This is a genomic window from Haemophilus parainfluenzae (assembly GCF_014931415.1).
GTDB classification, from domain to species: domain Bacteria; phylum Pseudomonadota; class Gammaproteobacteria; order Enterobacterales; family Pasteurellaceae; genus Haemophilus_D; species Haemophilus_D parainfluenzae_AF.
The window spans coordinates 587743-604683 of record NZ_CP063121.1 but is presented as its reverse complement, the minus strand read 5'-3'; the positions used below and the strand labels follow the sequence as shown (position 1 = coordinate 604683).

Sequence of the window (16941 nt, the reverse complement as noted above, 5' to 3'; positions counted from 1 at the left end):
TTAAAACGTAAACACTTTTTCGGCTTGGCTAAGTTTATTGATCAGCGAAGTGCGGTCAATTTTTTCAGCAGAAATAATAAGTTGTTCAGCTTGTAAATTGTATTGGTCGAGCGAATCGGCGCAGACAAAGCGCTGTTCAATATCGTATAAATCTAATAATTTAAAGGTGCGGATAAAATCTTTTTGTAACAATAACTCAGGATTTTGCCCATCAAGTAAATTTAATACGCCATCATCGATAAAAAAGACACCAATTTCCTCTTCATCACAAAATGCTGTTGCCGCGAGCAAAGCATCTAAACCTTCACGAGAAATCGCGTTTCCATGCGGTGCGGTACGAAATAAGAATGCAAGCTTCATAATGTCACCACCCGATCTGCTTTTAATGCCATCGCCATAAACTCACCTAAGCCTGTAATCTCAAAACCTTCTGCCAGATTCGTTTTATCAGTCTCTTTTGCCGTAAGTGCATCCACCACACCACGACGTTGTGAAGCGGCTACACATAAATGCAAAGGAATATGATGTTGCACTGAAAAGGCTTGCCAAGCTTGCGTGAGATTAAATTCATCATTGGCAGGATAAACTAAACCATTGCCATTACTCACACCGTCTTGGAAAAAGAAAATTTGGTTAATGACATGCCCTTTTTCAAGTAAAGCCTGGGCAAGTTGATAGGCAAGAAAAGCCCCTTGTTTTCCATAAATAGGACTTTTCACAGCGAGAACATAGTTCATTACTCTTGCTCTTGTTTGATTTGACGAATATACAAATACACGGTGTGGCGAGAAATCGCGAGGCGATCAGCCACTAAATTGATCGCATCTTTAATATCAAAAATGCCTTTTTCGTAAAGTGAAATCACAATCTGACGGTTCTTATTATTATTTGAAACCGAGCGATCTGCATTCACTTCTTCAATGGTTTTTTCTACCGTTTGTGCCACCAATTCTTCCACTGAACTTGCAAAATTAACGGAAGAGGTTTCATTTTGTTCCTGCGTTGGCATAAAGGCCTGCATAAATTGAGAAACCGGCACATCCAAATTAATATTGATACAAAGTAAACCAATAATACGTTGTTTGCTATTTCGAATCGCAATGGTGACAGACTTCATCAACACATTGCCTTTCGCACGCGTAAAATAAGGCTTAGACACACTTTCACTTTGCATATTACGCAAAGATTTCAAGGCTAAATCCGTAATCGGAGAACCCACTTGGCGATTGGTATTATGCCCATTGGCGATACAAATGGCGGAATGCTCAATGTCTTCCAAAGAGTGTAAGACGATTTCACAATGCTTGCCAATCAACGCGCTCACGCCATCAACTACTGCTTTATAGGAAATCAAAATAGCACGATCTTCATCAGTGAAAGGTTGTCTATCGGTTAGTATCATTTTTCAAATCTGGTAGGGAAAATGACCGCACTTTGGACAAAGTGCGGTTAAATTAAGGATTATTTTTTAGGATTAACGTCTAATACTTCAACGTCGAAGTAAAGTGTTGCATCAGGTGGAATTGCATCGCCAGCACCTTGTTTACCGTAAGCTAATTCAGGTGGAATCACTAATTCGATTTTACCGCCTTTTTTCACTAACTGAAGACCTTCAGTCCAACCTTTGATCACTTGGTTTAATTTAAACTCAACCGGTTGACCACGTTCAACAGAGCTATCAAATACTTTACCATCTGGTAATTTACCGGTGTAATGTACTTTTACAGTGTCTGTTGCTTTAATTGCATCACCTTTACCTGCTTCAGTGATTTTGTAAAGTAAGCCATCTTTGGTGCTTTTCACGCCATCTTTTTTCGCAAATTCAGCGCGGTATTTATCACCTTCTTCTTTTGCTGCTTTCGCTTGTTGCTCTACTTTTGCTTTCGCCGCAGATACTAATTGCTCTTGAATGCCATCTAAGGTTTTTTGAATTTTTTCGTCTTTACGAACATCAACTTTACCTTCTAATGCATCTTTTAAACCATCCAAAATACGCGCATTGTCGTATTGAATGACTTCTTTTTGAGCATCCACTAAATCTTTTACTTGGTTACCCATTAATGCACCTACAGCATAAGACGCATCACTTGCGCTTGGCGCTGCTTTATCTTCTGCAAAAACAGAACCTGAAACAACCGCACTTACCATAAGTGCAGCAAGAGAAAGCTTTTGAATTTTCAACATTTTGCTTGATCCTTTATAATAGAAACGGAATAGCGAATAGGTTAAATCGTATTGACCAAATTCACAACATTTTTTTAAAAATTAGAGAAATTTTATGCAAAATCAACAAATTTTAGAAGATCGCATTGCTGAACTTGAAATGAAAATTGCGTTTCAAGAACAACTTTTAGACGAGCTAAACCAAGCATTAGTTCAACAACAGTTTGATATGGATAAAATTCAACTTCAACTCCGCTATCTCGCCGGCAAATTAAAAGATATGCAACCTTCTAATATTGCCAGCCAAGCGGAAGAAACACCGCCTCCGCATTATTAAAATGTAATAAAACCATATTTTATCTAAATGAGTGATCTTCATCACAAATTCATAAAAAATATTTTTATTTTATTGAAAAAATAACCAAGTGTTTTATGGTTACCTCTATAGTTGTATAGCCAAATAGAGGATGTAAAAATGGCAAAGTTAGAAATAAAAAATATTACAAAAAAATTTGGTGACTTTTACGCAGCAAATAATATTACTTTTACCGCTGAAGAAGGCGAGTTTGTCACCTTATTAGGACCAAGTGGCTGTGGTAAAACCTCCTTATTAAAATTAATCGCTGGATTTCATGTGGCTGACGAAGGTGAAATCCTTATCAGAGGAAAAAATGTTAACAATGTTCCTCCAGAAAAACGCAATACAGCCATGTGTTTCCAATCTTATGCCCTTTTCCCTCACCTCAACGTTTCTCACAATATTTGCTATGGTTTAAAGCAACGTAAAATTGATATTGAAGAACAAAAACAGCGTTTAGATCTCGCATTGAAGCAAATGGATTTAGAATTTCATAAATTGAAATTACCTAATGAGCTTTCTGGAGGTCAACAACAGCGTGTCGCATTAGCCAGAGCCATGGTTACTCGTCCAGATGTGATTTTATTTGATGAACCACTTTCTAACTTAGATGCCAAATTACGCGAAAGTGTACGTTTTGAAATTAAGCAACTCTCAAAACAATATAATTTAACTAGTATTTATGTGACTCACGATCAGGCTGAAGCCCTAACTATGTCAGATAAAATCATCGTGTTAAATAAGGGCTCTATTGAGCAAATTGGCTCTCCTCAAGATATTTATCATCATCCTAAAAACCGCTTTGTGGCAGATTTTATTGGCATTGCCAATATCACGGAAGCTAATGTGAAAAACATCGGTGATAACCTGTATTCTGTGAGTTCTATTTTTGGCGATTTCACCGTATTTTCTGAGAAAAAACCGGAATCTGAACGAATTTATATTTGCTTTCGACCAGAAGACATTGAATTGTTACCAAACGCACAAACGGAAGCGGAAAACCAAATTACAGTAGATATCATCAACACCGCTTTTATGGGCAATATCACGGAAGTGCAAGGCATCATTAAACGTAATGATGAAGAGAAAAAATTACGTCTGCAACTGACAAAATGCCCGAATTTGAGCGATAAACTCACCTTTACGATTCCCCGCCATGCAATTAAATTCTTGGAGTCCGTAAAATGAAAAGTCTCAAAAATGATGTAAAAGCATGGTTATTGCTATGCAGTGGTTTAGGTACGATCCTATTTTTAATGGGGTCTACATTCTACATTGTCATCTCTCAAAGCCTTGGTTTATACAGTATGGGCGGGGAAGAAAGTCAATTTAGTTTAGAGTATTGGCAAGCCGTATTAAATAGCCCAGTATTCCAAAATTCGTATATTTATTCCGTAAAAGTGTCTTTATTAGGGGCGATTTTATCCATCATCGTGGCTTATCCCATTGCTATGTGGTTGCGTAAAAAATTGCCTGCCAAGGTAACAATCATCACCATTTTGCGGGCACCTATGTTGGTACCTGGATTGGTTGCCGCCTTTTTATTCGTCAATATGATTTCTTACCACGGCATTCTTAATGAGGTATTTGTTTATTTAGGCATTTGGGACGAACCGAAAACCCTACAAAATGACGAATTTGGCTGGGGGGTAGTAATTTTACAAATGTGGAAAAACATTCCTTTTGCTTTAATTCTTATTGGTGGCGCGGTTAATTCGTTGAAAACCGATTTATTAGATGCCGCTGCAAATTTAGGTTCGAGCCCTTGGCAACGTTTTCGTTATGTCATCTTTCCGCTGACCTTAAGTGCGGTACAAGTTTCCTTTATTTTAATATTTATCGGCGCACTCGGTGATTTCGCCTTTTATAGCATTGCCGGTCCTCGCAGTACCTATTCTTTAGCGCGTTTAATGCAAATGTCTGCCTATGAATTTGAAGAATGGAATCAAAGTGCGGTCATGGCATTAACGATTATGTTGACCTCTGCCTTCTTCACCATCCTCGTGTCATTATTGATTAAACCATTAGCCGTCAAACGTGGAGAAGTCAAATGAGTAGTTCCGTACAAATCACAACGAAAAATGGTCGATTAATCGCACGTATTTCCTTAACGTTCTTTATTCTTGCTAATTCTATTTGGTTGTTCCTACCCTTTTTAATGGCAGGTTTATGGTCATTGGTAGATCCCGCTAAACCGTGGAGTTATCCAGATATTTTCCCTCAATCATTATCTTTTGAGCGTTGGAAAATTGTATGGGAAACCACCTCTTTACCTGAAGCAATGTTTAATAGCTATACCATTGCGCCTACGGTTTCACTGATCACTATTTTACTCTCTCTCCCAACAGCTTATGCATTTGGACGTATGGAGTTTAGAGGTAAAAAATTAGCCGAATTATTAACACTGATTCCATTGGTTATTCCAGGCATGATTATTGCCCTATTCTTTAGCCGTATGTTATTGGATTTAAATATTAACAATCCATTCATCGGCATTGTTATTGGGCATGTTGTACTCTCGTTACCTTATGCTATTCGGATTTTATCCGCGGGCTTTTCTTCTGTACCACAAGACCTCATTGATGCTAGCCGTGACTTAGGTGCATCTAAATTTACCGTTTTCAAAGACGTGTATATGCCGATGTTAAAACCTAGTTTTTTAGCATCAATTATCTTCTGTTTAGTGAAAAGTATTGAAGAGTTTGCTATCGCTTTCGTTATCGGCTCACCAGACTTTATTACCGTGCCAACCATTTTATATTCTTTCCTCGGTTATTCTTTTATTCGTCCGAATGCGGCCGTTGTATCGATTATTTTGTTGGTACCAAACATTATTTTGATGATGATTATCGAAAAATTGTTGAAAGGGAATTATCTCTCTCAATCCACAGGAAAAGCATAATTTTCACAAGGAGCATCTTATGCAAAAAAATATCCGTAAACTTCTATCCATTGGTCTTACCGCTGCCGCCTTGGCTGTCAGCACTTTCGCCTCGGCTTCCACAGACTTAAGTGGTAAATCTTGGAGTGAAATCGAAGAACTCGCTAAAAAAGAAGGAAAATTGACAGTTAGCGTTTGGTATTTGCAGCCGCAATTCCGTAATTTTGTCAAAGAGTTTGAAAATCAATACGGTATTAAAGTCAAAGTACCTGAAGGCACCTTGGACGGTAATATCAATAAACTGATTGCTGAAAAAAATCTAGAAACCGGCAAAATGGATGTGGTTGTGTTAAATGCTGACCGTTTAGGCAACGTAGCGAAAAATGACATTCTTGTAAAACTCAATAACTTACCAAATTTCGATAAATTAAATCACCACTTACAAGGTGTTGAATTAGGCGATATGGCTGTAGGTTACTGGGGTAATCAAACCGGTCTAGCTTATGATCCTATGCGAATTAAAGAAGAGGAATTGCCACAATCTTGGGCTGATATGGAAAGCTATATTGATAAAAATCCCAAAAAATTCGGCTATTCTGACCCAAATGGTGGTAGCTCGGGTAATGCCTTCATTCAACGAGCTTTAGTGTACATCAATGGTGATTATGATTATCGTACCGATAAAATCGATGAAGCACAGATTGCTAATTGGAAGAAAACCTGGGATTGGTTCAGCAGTAAAAAAGATGCGCTAATCCGTACCGCTTCGAATGCTGATAGTTTAACCCGTTTAAACGACGGTGAGTTAGTAATTGTCTCCGCATGGCAAGATCACTTGTTCAGCTTGCAAAAACAAGGTGCAATTACTGACCGTTTAAAATTCTATGTACCAAAATTTGGAATGCCTGGTGGTGGTAATGTTGTAACCGTAGCAAAAAATGCACCGAACCCAGCCGCATCACTTGTTTTCGTGCATTGGATTACCTCACCTGAAGTACAACAGAAATTAAACCAAGAATTCGGTGTTCGTCCACTCAACAGTGAATCTGGTTTGAAAGATACTATTTTCTTCTCAACGCCATGGCGTAAAGCCGAAATGGAAGCCTTCACAAAAGAGGTTATTTCGAGATAAACAATAAACCGCACTTTAACGTGCGGTTTGCTTTTATAGGTTAGTAAAGTGCGGTCAGTTTTAACCACATTTACAACCACACAAAATAAGTCATGCTGCCGATGATGGCGATACAGAATAGATTGAGAATCAAACCGACTTTCGCCATATCAAGTTGTTTCACATTGCCTGTTGCAAATACAATAGCATTTGGCGGTGTAGCAATTGGCAACATAAATGCGCAACTTGCCCCACAAGCGATAATTGCGGCTAAAGCGATAGGGGGTAAATTCATGGATTGTGCCACTGAAATCACAATTGGCATAATCAATGCAGCACTGGCGGTATTCGACGTAAATTCCGTGAGGAAAATAATAAATGCCGTTATGACAAAGCAAAGTACCCAAAGTGGTTTGGTTTGTACGAACTGAACAATACTATCCGCCATAATTTTACTGGCGCCAGAATCTTTCATCACGATACTGAGTGTTAAACCACCACCAAATAAAACGAGTACGCCCCATTCAACACGTTCTTGAATTTCTTTCCAACTTGCGACACCTGAAACACAAATAAAGATCACAACGCATAGCGCAATCACCGTATCAAAGTTTTCGATTTTTTTCGGTAACTCAAGAAATGCACTAATCCATGGATTCAAGAGGGAACTGAAAAGTAACATAATCGCCATACCGATAAAGATCAGCAAAGTAATGATATTTTTTCGATTAAAGCTGACTTTCTCAAGTGACGGATTAAATTCCACAGAAAAGTCTGGACGTAAAATCACCCATAAAGAAAAAATCATTGAAGGCACAAGCAGTACCATCACTGGGAAACCGTAACCTAACCATTCCGTGAAGGTCACTTGAATTTGAGACGCCAAAATCGCATTCGGCGCACTTCCTACTAATGTACCAATACCACCGATACTGGCACTAAATGCCATCCCTAACAAGACAAAAGCATACAATCGATGATTTTTCTCTGCATTGATACCTTTTAGCATGCCCATCGTGAGCGGTAACATCATCGCCGCCACAGCGGTGTTGTTAATCCACATGGAAAGGAATGTCGTTGCGGTGAAAAGGTAGGTAATAGAAAGTTTTAAGTTTCCTTTGGCCAAACGAATAATGTAATTCGCAATAATCTTGTCTAGATTCTGAATTTGCAGCACTGCAGCCACCACAAATCCTCCAAAGAACATATAAATAATTGGCGTGGAGAATGGGGCAAGGGCTTTTTGTGTATTAATCAAGCCTAATCCAATAGCAACAACAGGCACCATGAGGGATGTCACGGTAATATTAAAGGCTTCCGTTAACCATAAAATCCCAATAAAAATCAGCAAGGCTAGCCCGCGATTCTCTTGAGCAGAAAACGGCAGTATTTTGATTAACACCAACATGAAGACAAAGTCTAAGGCAAGAATAATGAGACTTTTATATTTAGAGAGAAAGGTTTGTTGAGTTTGCATATACAATCTCCTATAAAACGATAGGGGAGATTATTAATTAGCATTTAACAGAGAAAATTGAAACATATTTTTAACAAATTTGTGATGCGCTTCAAACTATTTTTGTATAAACAACAAACCGCACCTAAAAGTGCGGTCTGTTTTGCTTTCGTTTTTTATTGTTGCATACGAGCTTGAATACGCTCTGGCAATCTTAATCCAACGAGAGCAACAAGGACAATTGTCCAGAATAAGGTGACATACACAAGGGCTGAACCAAGTCCCACTCTTTCGCTAAGTGCAGCGGCAATCACAGGAGACACCCCACCGCCAATCGCAGCGAAGTTATAGATGAAACCAATACCTGTGCTTCGCATTTCAGCTGGGAAGAAAGTCGCCATATATTTTGGCACTAAACCGGCAATCCCTAAGTTTGTTGCAAGTAAGAAGAAGAGCAACGCTCCAAGTGCTAATACATTATTTTCTGGCAAATAGAATACTGGGAAGAGGAAGAAAAGCGATAATAATAAGCTATATACAAAGGTTTTCTTCTCACCCAATTTATCCCCGATAAAGCCAGCAATTAAGGTACCGATGAGGATACCAAAGCCTGCCCAGAACATCAGTGATTTCACATTTTCAGCATAGCCGTTTTCTTTGAGATAAAGTGGAAGTAAGCCTACTACCGGCCAGTTTACGGAGAAAATTGAATAGCAAACTAAGAAAATAATTAAGGTGATTGGTAATTGTTTTTTAGTGAATAGGTCAGTAAGTGGAACTTTATTCACTTTACCCGCCGCTTTTGCTTGCGCCCATTCTTCACTTTCAGGTGCATGGCGACGAACGTAAAGAACTAAGGCAACTGGCGCTAAACCGATGAAGAAAGCCATACGCCAACCATAAGTTTGAGACACCCAAGGAATCACTTGAGAAGCAAGAATATTACCAATGGAGAAGCCACTCACTAAGAATGCACTGGCTTTTGTACGTAAATGTTGTGGCCAGCTTTCAATGGCATAAGAGGAAGAACACGCATATTCACCGGCCATCCCCATACCGATAATCATACGGAAGATGAAAAGCCAAATATAACTGGTGGATAAACCGCACAAGAATGTGCCGACGGAATACGTAACAATGGAAACAATCATCGCCAAACGACGACCATATTTATCGGCAAAGCTACCAAAAATCGCCCCACCTAATGGACGTGCGACGAACGCTGCAAGTAATAATGTGGATGTTTCCGTTGTGCTCATGGCGAATTCTTTTTGAATATCCAAAAGCACGTAAGTGATAAGCATATAATCGAAGCCATCAAAAACATAACCTAACCAAGCCGCAAATAACGCTTTTTTTTGCGTAGGACTGACTTCTTTATACCATGGTAATGATGTTGCCATAACAACCTCCCTTCCTTGTATTTGAGAATTTTGTGGTATAGATCACAGAATTTAAAATCACTGCTAATTTCTGCTTGCATAAATAAAGATAAGACGTATGATGTCTTATGTCAATTAGAGAGAATGAGAGCTGGATCACAAATTCAGAAAATAGATTAGAAAATGAGAACAGAAATGAAAAAAACAAGTAAAAAAGAAGCAAGTCTCGTTTTGCAGGATAAAATCAAATCGCTCATCATCAAACAAAATCTTAAATCCGGCGATTTGATGCCAACAGAAAATGAGCTGATTGAACAGCTTGGTGTGAGCCGTTCCAGTTTACGTGAAGCCATTAAATCTTTAGAGGCGCTACACATTTTAGACATTCGCCATGGCGTCGGCACTTTTGTGAGTGAATCATCTCTTGTGCCAATGATTCGCGGATTAAGCTTTCACACCCAACTGAATTTGCATAATGATCATAATCAGCTGATTAATATTTTGGATATTCGGGAAATTTTAGAATACGGTTTTGCTCCGATGGTGTTGGGAAAAATTAGCCAAGAACAGACCGCACTTTTGCAAAAATCAGTGGCCAATATGGAAAAAAATGCCCGTGAGCAAAAATTTTCGCCTAAAGATGAATACCACATTCATTTAAAACTTTATGAACCATTAAATAACCCGTTACTGATTCAATATTTAGATGCGTTTTGGCAAATTTATCAGCAAGTAGAAAAAGGCCTACCGCCACCAATACTTTCGCCTGAAAAATTAGCCATGCAACATCGTGAATTAATTGATGCCGTGGAAGCGCATGATTTGGTACGCATGCAACGCGCGATCTTGCAATATTTCCAAAGTATTCGCCAACGCTTACAACAAGGAGGGCATGATGCAAACTAATGGATTAAACATTGCCTTAATCGGCTGTGGCTTTTTTGGCGTTCAGTTGGCTTCAGCATTTGATAAAGCTCAAGCAAACTTAATTGCGGTGACCGATATCAACCCTTCTCTTGCACAAAAACTTGCAGATCAATATGGCAGCCAAGCCTTTTTTAGTGTGGAAGAAATGTTGGCTGAAACCAAACCTGATTTAGTGGTTATCTCCACACCAAACTACGCCCATTATTCTCCGGCTATTTTGGCTTTAAATGCGGGTTGTCATGTCTTTATTGAAACACCTTTTACCTTAAGCTCTTCTCAAGGCCAACATTTACGCCGTCTTGCCGAAGAAAAAGGCAAATTCATTTTTGTGGGCCATTTAGAACGTACATTACCTGGCATGTTAAAAGTAAAAGCGGCTTTAGAACAAGGAAAATTAGGCCGCATTACCGTAGCTCGTGCTATGCGTCAGCGTTGGATTGAAAATCTACCAAACAAAGAATGGTGGAAATTAGATGCCAATCTTACGGGCGGTGAGCTTTTCCACCTCATTCATGAGCTGGATTTACTCTGTTGGTTATTGGGTGATATAGAGGCGGTCTTTGCTCAAGCGGCTAATCAAGCGCATCAAGATACGCCAGATAGCCGTGATGTGTTGCAGTTACTATTACGTTTTAAAAATGGCGTGTTAGGTTCGCTCGAAATGGGCACGGCTTATCGATTACACCAATGGGGCATTCAAATTCATGGTGAAAACGGTGTGATTGAAGTCAATTTCTTTACCTCGAGTGTCACGTTTAATTATCTAGATGGAAAAATAGAACACGTTGATTTATTTGATGAATTTGAGGCTGATTTATCTTTACGTGAAAGTGCCAAAGGCACACAGCAATATAATGTCACCCATGCACCTTGCCAACTTTGGTTAAGCCGAGCTGCTGAAATCGAAGTGCAAAGCGTGGTAGAGCACTTAACGCAAGGAAAAACCAGCCCATTAAGTCTATGTTTAACTGAAGCCATCGAAGTTGCAGAAGCAGCGAAGCAATCCATGGTAACGGAAAAACAAATCTCAGTGAAAAAATAAGGAGTTTATTATGATGCGATATGGTGTTGTTGGCGTTGGCTATTTTGGTGCGGATTTAGCCCGTTTCATGAATGAATTTGATGATGCACAGATTACCATGGTATATGACCCTGAAAATGGTGAAACCATTGCTAAAGAATTACAATGCGTAGCGGCAAAATCTCTTGAAGAATTAGTCACTTCACCTAATGTGGATTGCGTAATTGTCGCCACCCCGAACTACTTACATAAAGAACCGGTAATCCTAGCAGCGAAAAACAAAAAACATGTTTTCTGTGAAAAACCAATCGCCTTAAGTTATCAAGACTGTGACGACATGGTGCGCGCTTGCGAAGAAAATGGTGTTACCTTTATGGCTGGCCATGTAATGAACTTCTTTAACGGTGTTCACCACGCCAAAGAATTAATCAATCAAGGCGTGATCGGTAAAGTGCTTTATTGTCACACCGCACGTAACGGCTGGGAAGAACAACAACCAACCATTTCATGGAAAAAAATCCGTGAAAAATCTGGCGGTCACTTATACCACCATATTCACGAATTAGACTGCGTACAATTCATTATGGGCGGCATGCCAAAAACCGTTACCATGGCGGCAGCTAATGTTGCACACAAAGGCGAAAAATTTGGTGATGAAGACGATATGATTTTTGTCACCATGGAATACGATGATAATCGCTTCGCAGTTCTAGAATGGGGCTCTGCTTTCCGTTGGGGTGAACATTATGTATTAATTCAAGGGGAAAAAGGCGCGATCAAACTTGATATGTACAATACCAAAGGCACCCTTCGCGTGGATGGAAAAGACACCTATTTCCTCATTCACGAAACTCAAGAAGAAGATGATGACCGTACCCGTATTTACAACAGCACAGAAATGGACGGTGCGATTCAATACGGTAAACCGGGTAAACGTACACCGCTCTGGTTGAGTTCTATCATGAAAAAAGAAATGCGTTATTTAAATGACATTCTTCATGGTATGGAACCAACTGAGGAATTTGTAAAATTACTCACCGGTGAAGCTGCTCGTGCCGCTATCGCCACTGCCGATGCATGTACTCGTTCTCGTTACGAAAACCGCAAAGTTGATTTAGCCGAAATCATCGGCAAATAAAAATAACGTAAAAATAAACCGCACTTTGGTTACAAAATCAAAGTGCGGTTGTTTTTTAGCATGTTTTTAAGGAGTTTATGGCGATAACCGCTCTCTTTCCCATTTTCCATCATTGAATAAATAACAAATTCGGTCATGTAAACGACTTGGGCGACCTTGCCAGAATTCGATGCGATCAGGAATCACAAGATAACCGCCCCAATGTGGCGGGCGTGGGACATTTAATGGGTGTTTTGCTGCAATCAGTGCCGCTTTTGCTAATAAAGATTTGTGGCTAGAAATGACCGCACTTTGCTCACTGGCCCAAGCGCCAATTCGGCTAGTGTAAGGGCGAGTTGCAAAATATTCATCTGATTGTTCAGGCGAGATTTTTTCGGCTTTGCCCTCAATACGCACAGAACGTTCTAATTCAGGCCAAAAGAACGTCAGGGCGACGAAAGGATTATGTTCTATGGCACGACCTTTTCGGCTGTGATAATTTGTGAAAAATACAAAACCTTGTTCGTTCACTTCTTTCAACAGCACCATTCGACTTGTTGGACGCCCCTCTTCATTGACCGTCGCAACATTAACACCTGTCGGCTCATTGACTTTAGCCGTAATCGCTTCGTTGAGCCATTTTTCAAATTGTTTTATCGGATTGGGATCGCAATCATGCTGAGAAAGCGCCTGTTTGCAATAATCCTCACGAATATCATGTAAGTCCATTTTCTTTCTCCTTTTGCTTGAAAACAAAAAGCCCTTGCAGTTGCAAGGGCTAGTATAGTCCGTTAATTATTTACCATCAACACTCACGCCATAAAACGCATCATAGCCAAATGGGCTTTGTACGTAGCCTTTTACGCGAGGGCTAAGTGGTGCGAAACCAACTGAGTGTGCAACTGGAATCCACGGTGCTTGATCATGGAAAATTACTTGTGCTTGTTTATAAAGCGCCGCACGTTCTTCTTTATTCGTTAAGCCAATCGCTTTATCTAATAAGGCATCAAATTCTGCATTTTTGAAACGCGCAAAGTTTGAGTTACCAGCGTTAGCACTTGCAAGTAACGGAGAAAGGAAGTTATCCGGATCACCGTTATCGCCTGACCAACCGAAAATACCAGCTGTTAATTCGCCTGCTTTAGCACGTTTTTGATAGTCAGCCCATTCAAATGTGACTGGATTTGCTTTTACGCCAACTTTCGCCCAGTCTGCCATCACAAGTTCAGCCATACGTTTTGGATTTGGGTTAGACGCACGTACCACCGGTTGAATCCAGAAATCCGTTTCAAAACCGTTTGGATAACCCGCTTCCGCTAAAAGCTGTTTCGCTTTCTCTGGATCATACGGATAATCTTGGATTTCGTCGTTATAACTCCAAATTGTTGGTGGTAATGGGTTTTTCGCTGCAGTGCCTGCACCTTGATAAACCGCTTCAATAATCGCTTTTTTATCCACTGCATAGTTTAATGCTTGGCGCACTTTCACGTTATCAAATGGTGCTTTTTCCGTATTGAATGCGATATATGCCACGTTCAAACCTTTTTGTTCCAAAAGCTGTACTTTTGGATCGGTTTTCATTTTGGCTAAATCCGCCACGTTCGGGAATAAAATTAAATCACAAGAACCCGCTTGTAACTTCGCATAACGCGTAGTTGCATCTGGTACGATACTGATCACCAAACGATCAAGCGGTGTACGACCTTTCCAATAGGTTTCATTTGCTACGTATTGTGCCGCTTGGTCAGTTTTGTAATCCACAAAAATAAACGGACCTGTCCCAACTGGTTTGTTATCGATCGTTTCTGGTTTACCCGCTTTCAACATCGCATCTGCATATTCAGCTGAGTAAATAGAGATAAAGTCCATACCTAAGCTTGCTAAGAAAGTCGCATCTTTTTTATTCAAGGTGATACGAACGGTGTTGTCATCCACTTTCTCAACTGATTTTAATAAATCTGGGAATTTCATTGCTTTGAAATACGGATAAGTCCCTTTTGATACATTGTGGTAAGGGTGGTTAGGATCTAACTGACGTTGGAAAGAAAAGATAACGTCATCCGCATTAAAATCACGTGTTGGCGTAAATTCTTTTGTCGTATGGAATTTCACCCCTTTACGTAAATGGAAAGTATAAGTTAAACCATCGTCACTGATCTCCCAGCTTTCAGCCAAGGCTGGCTCAAGATCAGTAGAGCCTTTTTTGAATTCAACCAAACGGTTATACACTTGTTGTGAACTTGCATTGTAAGATGTGCCTTCCATTACCAATGCGGGGCTAAAGCTAAGTGGTGCTTTCGCTGTACAGTACACAAATGTATTATTACCTGAAGGTTTTGCTGTTTCTGCTTTCGCATTTTCTTTTGCCGCAGAACCAGATTGATCACAAGCTGCTAAAAACAAACTGGCAGCAATAAGAGTTAAGGTCGCTTTTAATTTCATAAGTTTTCCTTCTTTAATCGGGTGAAACACCCAAACATGAATATAAAATTTCACCTAAGATATAAGCAAATCAAACTTTTACGAAATAAGAAAAAGATCTTTCTTATAACCAATTAGACTAAGACATTCAATATCAGCGTTTTTTCCGTAAATGATCCCCGTCTGTTTTGTGCAAATAGCTCAATATCCAAACTAATGCGATAGCAAAAATGGAAGTCGTCAGAAACGTATAGCTGAAAGCATGTTGTAATGCGTCGCCGTCGTTACCCATAAATTGACGATATAACGTCAAAATAATAGATGCCACAGCGATACCAAATCCGATACCCACTTGTTGCACAATGCTTAGTACCGTTGAGCCTACACCACTTTGAGCCTGTGATAGATCGCCAACGGTAAGTGTATTAATTGAGGTAAAAATCATCGACATGCAGGCACCATACCACATCAGATTACATATAATCCACGTCGTTGATGATGAGGTATCAAGCCATGACATGGAAACCGTTGAGCCTGCCATTAAAAGTGACGATAAAATTAACGTGGTTTTATAACCTAAGATATTTAAGATATGCCCAATAAAACGTTTAAATACGACAGACATTAACGCAATGGGTGCAAGCAACCAGCCTGACTCTTCAGCTGAATAGCCAAAAGAAAGTTGGAACATTAATGGCAATAAGAACGGCACAGCCGAACCAGAAAGACGGATAAAGATATTGGCTGCAATGCCTAATCGGAATGTTCTTGTATTGAAAAGAGATAAAGGCAAAATGGCACGTTCATTACCTTTTGCATAAAAATAATAGGCCACCAATAATGCAATACCAATCGACAATGCACTATATGTAGTCATATTGTCACGGTGACTTTCGCCCAGTAAATCAAGCCCGAGCGTTAAACCGACTAAACCAAATGCAAAGAGTAAAAAGCCTGTCCAGTCTAACTTATTCGCATTACCCTTATGATTTCCCATCACTTTAGCGGCAGCCCAGAAGCCTAACATACCAATAGGAATATTGATTAAGAAAATCCAATGCCATGACGTATGTACAACAAGCCAACCACCTAAAATCGGGCCAAGAATCGGGCCGATGAGTCCTGCTGTCGCCATTAAATTCCAGGCATTAATTAATTGATTTTTCGGTACTGTTTGAATAATCGCAAGGCGAGCGACAGGCATCATAAATGCCCCGCCAATACCCTGGAGAATCCGTGCAAGCACAAGGGTCTCGAGAGACGTTGCCATCGCACAAGCGACTGAACCGAATACAAAGGTAAAAACAGCTGAGCGGAAAACCGTAAGCGTACCAAATTTCGCTGCTGCCCAAGCGGTTAAAGGAATAAATAAGGCTACGGCAAGAGAATAGGCGATAATCGCCATTTGCATTTCAAAGACAGGGGTTTGCAGATCTGTTGCGATGGTGGGTAAGGCAGTATTTAAAATAGTCGCATCCAAGCTTTGCATAAACAAAGCCATGGAAGCCACCCAAGTCAGCCCTTTATAATGCTGACGTTCTATTACTGCGTCTTTTTCCACCATTGATAAATAAACTCAGCGATCTGTTCGATATGATTAATATCTAATAAAGTGCGGTCAGTTTCAAGCGAATAATCTGTTGCTAAAGCCAACACGTTTTCGTCTAATTCCGGCAACGGTTTTGTCATCTCTTGTCGATGCAATAGAATCTTTGGAATGGGTTCTTGTTTAAATCCTTCCACCAAAACTAAATCCGTTAAATGACAATCAAATTGTTGGCTTAAATAGGTTAATGAAACCGGCTCTTGAGGGGTTTCTGTCATCAATGCCCAACGATTATCACAAGCCATAATAACTTGCGCAGACCCCGCCTCTTTCATGCGCCAACTGTCTTTTCCTTCTTTATCCACATGAGCGTTGTGATGGCTGTGTTTAATCACTGAAACACGTAGGCCTTTTTTAATTAATTGAGGAAGCAATTTTTCCAGCAATGTGGTTTTGCCACTACCGCTGTAACCTGTAATGCCAAGAAGAGGAAGGGGATTATTCATTGTAAAAACCTTAAGAAAAATGACCGCACTTGATAAAACAAAACCCCGCAGG

Annotated in this window: 18 protein-coding genes; 8 read left to right on the top strand and 10 right to left on the bottom strand. The window is 39.8% G+C overall.

What is annotated here, in order from left to right; translation table 11 throughout:
- From tusC to fkpA, 4 genes are read right to left on the bottom strand one after another with little or no spacing between them, the layout of a single operon-like run.
- On the bottom strand, nucleotides 1-360 hold the full coding sequence (gene tusC, locus INP93_RS02985) for a sulfurtransferase complex subunit TusC (protein WP_111406891.1): 360 nt from the start codon (nucleotides 358-360) through the stop codon (nucleotides 1-3).
- Complete coding sequence (tusD, locus tag INP93_RS02980) at nucleotides 357-737, bottom strand: sulfurtransferase complex subunit TusD (RefSeq protein WP_197545093.1); 381 nt, start codon at nucleotides 735-737, stop codon at nucleotides 357-359. Before tusD ends, tusC begins: the two co-directional genes overlap by 4 nt.
- On the bottom strand, nucleotides 737-1402 hold the full coding sequence (locus INP93_RS02975; RefSeq protein WP_080970241.1) for a helix-turn-helix transcriptional regulator: 666 nt from the start codon (nucleotides 1400-1402) through the stop codon (nucleotides 737-739). The genes tusD and INP93_RS02975 overlap by 1 nt, the downstream gene beginning before the upstream one ends.
- 59 nt (nucleotides 1403-1461) lie before the next feature.
- The gene (gene fkpA, locus INP93_RS02970; protein ID WP_193451744.1) at nucleotides 1462-2184 is read right to left on the bottom strand and encodes an FKBP-type peptidyl-prolyl cis-trans isomerase; all 723 of its coding nucleotides are present in this window, start codon (nucleotides 2182-2184) and stop codon (nucleotides 1462-1464) included.
- A gap of 94 nt (nucleotides 2185-2278) precedes the next feature.
- Between fkpA and INP93_RS02965 the strand changes: the two genes are divergently transcribed.
- The 5 genes from INP93_RS02965 to INP93_RS02945 all read left to right on the top strand — a co-directional run bounded on the left by INP93_RS02965 (nucleotide 2279) and on the right by INP93_RS02945 (nucleotide 6534).
- Nucleotides 2279-2500: a SlyX family protein gene (locus INP93_RS02965; protein WP_005699194.1), complete on the top strand. Its 222-nt coding sequence runs from the start codon at nucleotides 2279-2281 to the stop codon at nucleotides 2498-2500.
- A gap of 138 nt (nucleotides 2501-2638) precedes the next feature.
- A complete protein-coding gene (locus tag INP93_RS02960) occupies nucleotides 2639-3709 on the top strand; it encodes an ABC transporter ATP-binding protein (protein ID WP_197545092.1) in 1071 nt (356 codons plus the stop codon).
- Nucleotides 3706-4575, top strand: a complete 870-nt coding sequence (locus INP93_RS02955; RefSeq protein WP_197545091.1) for an ABC transporter permease — start codon at nucleotides 3706-3708, stop codon at nucleotides 4573-4575. Before INP93_RS02960 ends, INP93_RS02955 begins: the two co-directional genes overlap by 4 nt.
- The gene (locus INP93_RS02950) at nucleotides 4572-5423 is read left to right on the top strand and encodes an ABC transporter permease (RefSeq protein WP_197545090.1); all 852 of its coding nucleotides are present in this window, start codon (nucleotides 4572-4574) and stop codon (nucleotides 5421-5423) included. Before INP93_RS02955 ends, INP93_RS02950 begins: the two co-directional genes overlap by 4 nt.
- Nucleotides 5424-5442: 19 nt before the next feature.
- On the top strand, nucleotides 5443-6534 hold the full coding sequence (locus INP93_RS02945; protein WP_178165121.1) for an extracellular solute-binding protein: 1092 nt from the start codon (nucleotides 5443-5445) through the stop codon (nucleotides 6532-6534).
- Nucleotides 6535-6604: 70 nt separating this feature from the next.
- Here INP93_RS02945 and INP93_RS02940 read toward each other — a convergent pair whose 3' ends face one another.
- Together INP93_RS02940 and INP93_RS02935 are read right to left on the bottom strand one after the other, a co-directional pair.
- The gene (locus INP93_RS02940) at nucleotides 6605-7990 is read right to left on the bottom strand and encodes an SLC13 family permease (RefSeq protein ID WP_111387633.1); all 1386 of its coding nucleotides are present in this window, start codon (nucleotides 7988-7990) and stop codon (nucleotides 6605-6607) included.
- Nucleotides 7991-8145: 155 nt separating this feature from the next.
- Nucleotides 8146-9372, bottom strand: coding sequence for an MFS transporter (locus tag INP93_RS02935; RefSeq protein WP_111387635.1), 1227 nt, complete (start codon nucleotides 9370-9372; stop codon nucleotides 8146-8148).
- Nucleotides 9373-9546: 174 nt separating this feature from the next.
- On the opposite strand from INP93_RS02935, the gene INP93_RS02930 reads away from it, so the two are divergent.
- Genes INP93_RS02930 through INP93_RS02920 form a run of 3 tightly spaced genes read left to right on the top strand, consistent with a single transcriptional unit; the run spans nucleotide 9547 to nucleotide 12437 of the window.
- Entirely contained in the window at nucleotides 9547-10257 is a 711-nt protein-coding gene (locus INP93_RS02930; protein WP_049373731.1) for a FadR/GntR family transcriptional regulator, read from the top strand.
- Complete coding sequence (locus INP93_RS02925; RefSeq protein WP_197545313.1) at nucleotides 10247-11320, top strand: Gfo/Idh/MocA family protein; 1074 nt, start codon at nucleotides 10247-10249, stop codon at nucleotides 11318-11320. The genes INP93_RS02930 and INP93_RS02925 overlap by 11 nt, the downstream gene beginning before the upstream one ends.
- Nucleotides 11321-11330: 10 nt before the next feature.
- Complete coding sequence (locus INP93_RS02920) at nucleotides 11331-12437, top strand: Gfo/Idh/MocA family protein (RefSeq protein WP_197545089.1); 1107 nt, start codon at nucleotides 11331-11333, stop codon at nucleotides 12435-12437.
- A 75-nt stretch (nucleotides 12438-12512) separates the two neighbouring features.
- On the opposite strand, the gene pdxH is transcribed toward INP93_RS02920, so the two are convergent.
- The 4 genes from pdxH to mobB form a co-directional block, all read right to left on the bottom strand.
- Nucleotides 12513-13145, bottom strand: coding sequence for a pyridoxamine 5'-phosphate oxidase (gene pdxH, locus INP93_RS02915; RefSeq protein ID WP_197545088.1), 633 nt, complete (start codon nucleotides 13143-13145; stop codon nucleotides 12513-12515).
- A gap of 66 nt (nucleotides 13146-13211) precedes the next feature.
- On the bottom strand, nucleotides 13212-14858 hold the full coding sequence (locus tag INP93_RS02910) for an ABC transporter substrate-binding protein (protein ID WP_111387644.1): 1647 nt from the start codon (nucleotides 14856-14858) through the stop codon (nucleotides 13212-13214).
- Nucleotides 14859-14991: 133 nt separating this feature from the next.
- Nucleotides 14992-16401 carry an MDR family MFS transporter gene (locus tag INP93_RS02905; protein ID WP_197545087.1) on the bottom strand — a complete coding sequence of 470 codons (1410 nt, stop codon included), beginning with the start codon at nucleotides 16399-16401 and terminating at the stop codon, nucleotides 14992-14994.
- Nucleotides 16380-16889 (bottom strand): molybdopterin-guanine dinucleotide biosynthesis protein MobB, encoded by a 510-nt coding sequence (mobB, locus tag INP93_RS02900; protein WP_197545086.1) that lies wholly within the window; start codon nucleotides 16887-16889, stop codon nucleotides 16380-16382. Before mobB ends, INP93_RS02905 begins: the two co-directional genes overlap by 22 nt.
- Nucleotides 16890-16941: the final 52 nt, after the last annotated feature.